A 7,290-nucleotide genomic window follows, 5' to 3' on the forward strand; every position below is an offset into this window, starting at 1 on the left:
GATGTTATGTTTTTATCGGCTTGCTTCAGCGCGGCCATTGTCCGCCAAGCCGTGCCGCTTGGGCTTGTGCCTGACGGTACTCCTCGTCCAGGCGTGCAACCAACTGGTCGACGCTGGGCAGATCATGGATCTCACCGACGCCCTGGCCGGCGGACCAGACGGTCTTCCAGGCCTTGGCTTCATCGTTCAGCGGTTTGAGTTTCGAGCCGAAATCCACTTCGCCCTTGCCTTGCAGGGCCGCCAGGTCAAAACCGGCGTTCTCCAGGCTCTGGCGCATGAAGCTGGCAGGCACCCCGGACACCGCGGGAGTATGCACGATGTCGGCGGCTCTGGATGTGAGCAACATCTCTTTATAAGCGTCAGGTGCATGACTTTCGGTGGTGCCGATAAATCGTGTGCCGAAGTAGGCCAGGTCTGCCCCAAGCAACTGTGCCGCGAGGATCTGATGGCCATGGTTAAGGCATCCTGCGAGCAACAGGGTTTTATCGAAGAATTGTCGTATCTCGGCGATCAGCGAGAACGGGCTCCAGGTCCCGGCGTGCCCGCCTGCGCCAGCGGCGACGGCGATCAGGCCATCGACGCCGGCTTCGGCGGCCTTTTCGGCGTGGCGGCGGGTGGTCACGTCATGAAAGACCAGGCCGCCATAACCGTGGACCGCATCGACCAGTTCCTTCACCGCGCCGAGGCTGGTGATGACGATCGGCACCTTGTGATCGATGCAGATGGCCAGGTCGGCCTCGAGCCGTGGATTGCTGTGGTGCACGATCAAGTTCACTGCGTAGGGCGCGGGATTGTCCAATGTCGCCAAGCCTGCTTCGATTTCTTCCAGCCACGCCTCGAAACCGCTGCTCTCGCGCTGATTCAACGCCGGGAAGCTGCCGACGATGCCGTTGCGGCAGCAGGCCAGTACCAACTGAGGATTGGAAATCAGGAACATCGGCGCCGCCACGACGGGCAGGCGCAGGCATTGTGCGAGCAGAGCGGGTAATGACATAGAGGTGTCCCCCGGTTAGGTGATGCCGATTGGAGGTTAGAACGGACGAACCACGACCAGAATTACAATAGCCAGCAATATCAGAACCGGCACTTCATTGAACCAGCGATAAAAGACATGGCTGCGGGTGTTTTCGCCACGGGCGAAGCGTTTCACTTGGGCCCCGCACATATGGTGATAGCCGATCAGCAGCACGACCAGGGTCAACTTGGCGTGCATCCAGCCACCTTGGGAAAAGTACGCGCCGGCGTTGAGGCTGAGCAGCCAGATGCCGAACACCAGGGTGGCGACCATCGCCGGCCCCATGATCCCGCGATACAACTTGCGCTCCATGACGCTGAAGCGTTCCTTGCTGATACCGTCTTCGCTCTGCGCGTGATAGACGAACAGCCGAGGCAGGTAAAACAGGCCGGCAAACCAGCAGACCATGCTGACAATGTGAAGCGCTTTGAGCCATAGATAGAGCATTTTGGTTGATTCCCAGATTCACGGTGGCCCGATAGTAGAGGTTAGGGCGGCCACACGTCACCTTGACAGTTGTAGCGCCGCCGCGTGGCCCCTATCATCGACGGCTTTCCAGTGGGTTCGTTGAGGGCAGGTTTATGGTCAAGGTCGGTATCGTCGGCGGCACGGGTTACACCGGTGTCGAACTGCTGCGTCTGTTGGCGCAGCATCCGCAAGCTGAGGTGGTGGTCATCACCTCCCGATCCGAGGCTGGCCTGGCCGTTGCCGACATGTATCCAAACCTGCGAGGCCATTACGATGGGCTGGCGTTCAGCGTTCCGGATATCAAGACCCTGGGCGCTTGCGACGTGGTGTTCTTCGCCACGCCCCATGGCGTTGCCCATGCCTTGGCAGGCGAGCTGCTGGCCGCCGGGACCAAGGTCATCGACCTGTCGGCGGACTTTCGTCTGCAGGATGCCGATGAGTGGGCCAAATGGTATGGCCAACCCCATGGCGCGCCCGAGTTGCTCGATGAAGCGGTCTACGGCTTGCCGGAGGTCAATCGCGAGAAAATCAGGCAGGCGCGGTTGATCGCGGTACCCGGTTGCTATCCGACCGCTACCCAGCTGGGCTTCCTGCCTTTGCTGGAGGCCGGCCTGGCCGATGCCTCGCGCCTGATCGCCGACTGCAAGTCCGGTGTCAGCGGTGCCGGGCGTGGCGCCAGTGTGGGTTCGTTGTACTCCGAGACGTCGGAAAGCCTGAAGGCCTATGCGGTCAAAGGTCACCGTCATTTGCCGGAAATCCGCCAGGGGTTGCGTCGGGCTGCAGGCAAGGAAGTTGGCCTGACCTTTGTGCCACACCTGACGCCAATGATCCGTGGCATCCACTCCACCCTTTACGCGACTGTCGTTGATCGCTCGGTGGATTTGCAGGCACTCTTCGAAAAACGCTACGCCAATGAACCGTTCGTCGATGTGATGCCTGCCGGGAGCCATCCGGAAACCCGTAGCGTTCGCGGTGCGAACGTTTGCCGGATTGCTGTGCACCGTCCTCAGGATGGCGATCTGGTGGTGGTCCTGTCGGTCATTGATAACCTTGTCAAAGGCGCGTCCGGCCAGGCTGTACAGAATCTGAACATCCTGTTCGGGCTGGATGAGCGCTTGGGCTTGTCCCATGCGGGCATGTTGCCTTGATGGCGGCTGCGCAACTGCAAGTTTGAAGTGAAAGACTTGCGGCTGCGCAAATAGTTGACCGATTTTGTAGGAGAAGCGGATAATGCCCGCCATCACGCATTATGGCGGCGTAAGCGCCGGGAGATATTCAGCATGAGCGTCGAAACCTTCACCCCCACGGCTTTGCAATTCACCCACGGTGCCGCGCACAAGGTGAAGAGCCTGGTCGATGAAGAGGGCAATGATCGTTTGAAGCTGCGCGTATTCGTCACGGGCGGCGGTTGTTCGGGTTTCCAGTATGGCTTCACTTTCGACGAGGAAGTGGCCGAGGACGACACCATCGTCGAGCGCGAAGGCGTCAGCCTGGTAGTGGACCCTATGAGCTTCCAGTACCTGGCGGGTGCCGAGGTGGATTATCAGGAAGGTCTTGAAGGGTCGCGTTTCGTGATCAAGAATCCGAACGCTACCACCACTTGTGGTTGCGGTTCTTCGTTCTCGATCTGACGGCTCGTTGGCAAAACGCCGCAGGTGCCTCACGGCCCTGCGGCGTTTTGCTGTCCGGCACTATTGCTCAGGCAGGGTAAATGGCGCCGAGTACGCGTAAGCCTCGGGCGCCGGTGACACTTGGACGGTTGCCTGGAATACCCTCCAGGCAACAGTGGGCCAGCCAGGCGAACGCCATGGCCTCGACCCAATCAGGGTCTACACCGTATACGGCAGTACTGCTGACCCGGGTCTTGGGCAGCAATTCGCCCAGACGTTTCATCAGTGTCCCGTTGTGCGCGCCGCCTCCGCATACCAGCAACTCTTGGGTGTCCAGTTGAGCGTGCTGCAAGGATTCGACGATGGTCAACGCCGTCAGCTCGAGCAGTGTCGCCTGTACATTTTGCGCGGGGATGCTTGGCAGCAGTGACAGGTGTCGGGTCAGCCATGGCAGATTGAAGACTTCGCGACCAGTACTTTTCGGGCCCTTGGTGGCAAAGAACGGGTCGCTGAGCATCGCCTTCAGCAGGGCCGGCTCGACGTTTCCACTGGCAGCCCATCGACCATCGCGATCAAAATGATCGCCCTTCTGCTGGTGTATCCAGGCATCGAGCAACACGTTGCCTGGGCCGCAATCAAAGCCGGCGACCGGCTTTCCGGGTTCGATCAGACTGAGGTTGCTGAAGCCGCCAACGTTCAGTACAGCGCGATTACCGATCCGCTCCTCGAACAGCGCTTCGTGAAACGCTGGAACCAGAGGGGCGCCTTGTCCGCCGGCGGCCACGTCTCGACTGCGGAAATCACTGACGATGGTAATGCCAGTCAACTCACTCAGCAGTGCGGGATTGCCGATCTGGACGGTAAAGCCTCGCGCCGGTTCATGGCGGATGGTCTGGCCATGGCTGCCAATCGCCTTGATGTCTTCAGGCTTGAGTTGCTGTTCGTTGAGTAGGGCATGAATGCCTTGTGCGGCAAGCTTCACCCAGCTTTGTTGGGCCATGGCAGAGCGGGCGATTTCATCGGGCCCGCTGCTGCACAATCCGAGCAGTTCGGTGCGCAGAGAGGCGGGCATCGGGATGTAATGCGTGGCGACCAATTTGATCGCCGGGGCCAGTTCGATCAGTGCGATATCCAAACCGTCCAGGCTGGTCCCGGACATCACACCGATATAAAGCGCCATGGCTCAGCGCTTGCTCGAAGCCAGCATGGTGGCCTTCTCTTGGTCCATGCGTGCCATCAGCGGTTGGCTCTGCGCCAGGAAGCGTGCGCGCTCGGATTTGGCGATCGGATCGGCCATCGGCAGTTTCTGGCCCAGTGGATCGACGTGAACGCCATTGACCTGGAACTCGTAGTGCAAGTGCGGGCCGGTAGACAGGCCGGTAGTACCGATATAACCGATAACCTGGCCTTGCTTGACGGTGCCGCCGGTCTTCACGCCTTTGGCGAAGCCCTGCATATGGCCATAGAGTGTGCGGTAGGTGTTGCCGTGCTGGATGATGACAGTATTGCCGTAGCCGCCGCGGCGCCCGGCCAGCAATACCTTGCCGTCACCGGCGGCCTTGATCGGCGTACCACGAGGAGCTGCGTAGTCGACTCCTTTGTGGGCACGAATCTTGTTAAGGATTGGGTGTTTGCGGCCTGCGGAAAACTTCGAACTGATGCGGGCGAAATCAACCGGCGTGCGGATGAATGCCTTGCGCATGCTGTTGCCATCGGCAGTGTAGTAGCTGCTGTTGCCTTGTTTGTTGGTGTAGCGAACTGCTGTGTACGTCTTGCCGCGGTTTGTGAAACGGGCGGAAAGAATCGGGCCGTTGCCGACGCTTTTCCCGTTGACCACTTTCTGCTCGTAGATGACATCGAATTCATCGCCTTGGCGAATATCCTGGGCGAAGTCGATGTCGTAGCCAAACACGCTGGCCATGTCCATGGTCAGGCTATGGGACAGCCCGGCGCGTGCGGCCGATTGCGACAGCGAGCTGTTGATGACGCCATGAACATAAGCTGAACGGACGGTTGGCTTGGCGGTGACGCGGTTGAAGACATAGCCCGTTCCATTTTTGGTCAGGGTGATGCTTTCCAGGTCGCTCAGCTTGGTATGCAGATTTGTCAGCTGGCCCTCTGGGTTGAGTTCGAATTCGAGTTTCTGGCCGCGTTGCAGTTGGGTGAATTGTTTGGCTTGCTTGTCGCTCGCCAGGATTTCGTGAACCGAAGCCGAAGGCAGGCCGACCTTTTCGAAGAGGGTGGAAAGCGTGTCACCCTTGGCAACAATCACCTCGCGATGGTCTGGTCCTTTCTTTTCTTCTACGGCAGGAGGCTGCGCCTGGGCCGCTTCGGTGGTTTCTTCGGAGTTGTTGTCAATCTGGGCAAAAGGAGAGGCGGCCGGTTCGTTTGTGGCTTGAACGGCCTCGGCAGCGTCTTGTTCTTGTGTCAGTTGTTCAGCAGGGCTTTCCAGTTCAAGGCTCAGCGTCGTCTTTTTGGCTTCAACGTCGCTGGATGGAAACACCAGCAGCGCCAGACTGAGGAGGGCGGCGATGCCACTTGCGGCGAGCAGGTGGGTCTTCGGGTAAAGCGGCGGCGCTTTAGACGGTTCGGTGGTCATAAGTAATTTGACTTTAAAAAAGATGAATTGGAAAAGATGAATGACATGATGAAGATGAAATAACTGTATAAAATATAACCAAAACCCCTTCGAAGCAAGCCTGCGGACGCTCTGTTCGTGGATTGGCGCCTGTGCGCTGGGCAAACCTTGTATTTGGTGCGCGATCTTGTATGGTTGGGGCCCTTTGAATCTGAGTCTTGCGGGTCTGTTATGAAGTCGGTTGAAGAGCAGCTAGCGCTGATCAAACGTGGTGCGGAAGAACTGTTGGTCGAGTCCGAGCTGATCGAAAAGCTCAAGCGCGGGCAGCCGCTGCGCATCAAGGCTGGTTTTGACCCGACCGCGCCCGACCTGCACCTCGGGCATACCGTGCTTATTAACAAGCTGCGTCAGTTCCAGGAGTTGGGGCACCAGGTCATTTTCCTGATCGGCGACTTCACTGGAATGATCGGTGATCCGAGCGGAAAGAGTACGACGCGTCCACCGCTGACCCGCGAGCAGGTTCTGGACAATGCCGAGACCTACAAAACCCAGGTTTTCAAGATTCTCGATCCGGCCAGGACTGAAGTGGCATTCAACTCCACCTGGATGGATCAGATGGGGCCGGCGGACTTCATTCGGCTGACGTCGCAATACACCGTGGCTCGTATGCTTGAGCGCGATGACTTCGACAAGCGTTACACGACCAATCAGCCAATCGCCATCCACGAGTTCCTCTATCCACTGGTTCAGGGCTATGACTCGGTCGCTTTGCGCGCTGATGTAGAGCTTGGCGGCACGGACCAGAAGTTCAACCTGCTGATGGGGCGTGAGCTGCAGCGCAGTTATGGCCAGGAAGCCCAGTGCATTCTGACCATGCCGTTGTTGGAAGGCCTGGATGGCGTGAAGAAGATGTCCAAATCATTGGGCAACTACGTCGGCATTCAAGAGGCTCCGGGTGTGATGTACGGGAAGCTGGTGTCGATTCCGGATGCGCTGATGTGGCGTTATTTCGAGTTGCTGAGCTTCCGCTCCATGGAGGAGATCAACGCTTTTCGTGCTGATGTCGAGGCGGGTGCCAATCCGCGGGATATCAAGATCAAGCTGGCGGAAGAAATTGTTGCGCGTTTCCATGGTGAAGAGGCTGCGGCCAGTGCTCACCGCGCTGCGGGCAATCGGATGAAAGATGGTGAGCTACCGGAAGATCTGCCGGAGATCGAATTGGTTGCTGTTGAGGATATGCCAATCGCGGCCGTCCTCAATAAAGCCGGATTGGTCAAGAACGCTGCGGTGGCGCGAGACCTCCTGGGGTCGGGTGGTGTGCGTGTAGATGGTGAAGTGGTTGATCGTGCTTATATATATAAGCTGGGTTCTACCCATGTTTGCCAGGCGGGCAAGAAGGCTTTTGCGCGTATTACGCTGAAAACCGAATAAACCTGAAATCAAGGGTTGACGGCAGATTTCAGGTGTCTATAATTCGCCCCACTTCCGGCGCAGTCGAAACGGAAAACTCCTTGAGATTCAATGAGTTACTTGGTTTTAGACGGCGACTTGCTTCAGTTCATCGAAGCCTGGAAGGAGTCGATAGGGCAGTGTTGTAGTGCTCGTTGACGGTTCGATCT

Annotated in this window: 7 protein-coding genes; 3 read left to right on the forward strand and 4 right to left on the reverse strand. The window is 58.2% G+C overall.

What is annotated here, in order from left to right; genetic code table 11:
• Nucleotides 1-25: 25 nt before the first annotated feature.
• Together ACLEJQ_RS15720 and hemJ are read right to left on the reverse strand one after the other, a co-directional pair.
• Nucleotides 26-994 (reverse strand): NAD(P)H-dependent flavin oxidoreductase, encoded by a 969-nt coding sequence (locus ACLEJQ_RS15720; protein ID WP_440796463.1) that lies wholly within the window; start codon nt 992-994, stop codon nt 26-28.
• Nucleotides 995-1,030: 36 nt separating this feature from the next.
• Nucleotides 1,031-1,462: a protoporphyrinogen oxidase HemJ gene (gene hemJ, locus ACLEJQ_RS15725; RefSeq protein ID WP_440796464.1), complete on the reverse strand. Its 432-nt coding sequence runs from the start codon at nt 1,460-1,462 to the stop codon at nt 1,031-1,033.
• A 134-nt stretch (nt 1,463-1,596) separates the two neighbouring features.
• On the opposite strand from hemJ, the gene argC reads away from it, so the two are divergent.
• The gene (argC, locus tag ACLEJQ_RS15730) at nt 1,597-2,631 is read left to right on the forward strand and encodes an N-acetyl-gamma-glutamyl-phosphate reductase (protein ID WP_440796465.1); all 1,035 of its coding nucleotides are present in this window, start codon (nt 1,597-1,599) and stop codon (nt 2,629-2,631) included.
• A 132-nt stretch (nt 2,632-2,763) separates the two neighbouring features.
• Nucleotides 2,764-3,114 (forward strand): iron-sulfur cluster insertion protein ErpA, encoded by a 351-nt coding sequence (erpA, locus tag ACLEJQ_RS15735; RefSeq protein WP_003177727.1) that lies wholly within the window; start codon nt 2,764-2,766, stop codon nt 3,112-3,114.
• Between the two features lie 67 nt (nt 3,115-3,181).
• On the opposite strand, the gene ACLEJQ_RS15740 is transcribed toward erpA, so the two are convergent.
• Both ACLEJQ_RS15740 and ACLEJQ_RS15745 read right to left on the reverse strand, forming a co-directional pair.
• Nucleotides 3,182-4,273: an anhydro-N-acetylmuramic acid kinase gene (locus ACLEJQ_RS15740; protein ID WP_440796466.1), complete on the reverse strand. Its 1,092-nt coding sequence runs from the start codon at nt 4,271-4,273 to the stop codon at nt 3,182-3,184.
• Nucleotides 4,274-4,276: 3 nt separating this feature from the next.
• The gene (locus ACLEJQ_RS15745) at nt 4,277-5,692 is read right to left on the reverse strand and encodes a peptidoglycan DD-metalloendopeptidase family protein (protein WP_440796467.1); all 1,416 of its coding nucleotides are present in this window, start codon (nt 5,690-5,692) and stop codon (nt 4,277-4,279) included.
• Between the two features lie 210 nt (nt 5,693-5,902).
• Between ACLEJQ_RS15745 and tyrS the strand changes: the two genes are divergently transcribed.
• The gene (gene tyrS, locus ACLEJQ_RS15750) at nt 5,903-7,102 is read left to right on the forward strand and encodes a tyrosine--tRNA ligase (RefSeq protein WP_440796468.1); all 1,200 of its coding nucleotides are present in this window, start codon (nt 5,903-5,905) and stop codon (nt 7,100-7,102) included.
• Nucleotides 7,103-7,290 lie beyond the last annotated feature (188 nt).

This window comes from Pseudomonas sp. SMV71 (genome assembly GCF_052042015.1).
Classification (GTDB): Bacteria; Pseudomonadota; Gammaproteobacteria; order Pseudomonadales; family Pseudomonadaceae; genus Aquipseudomonas.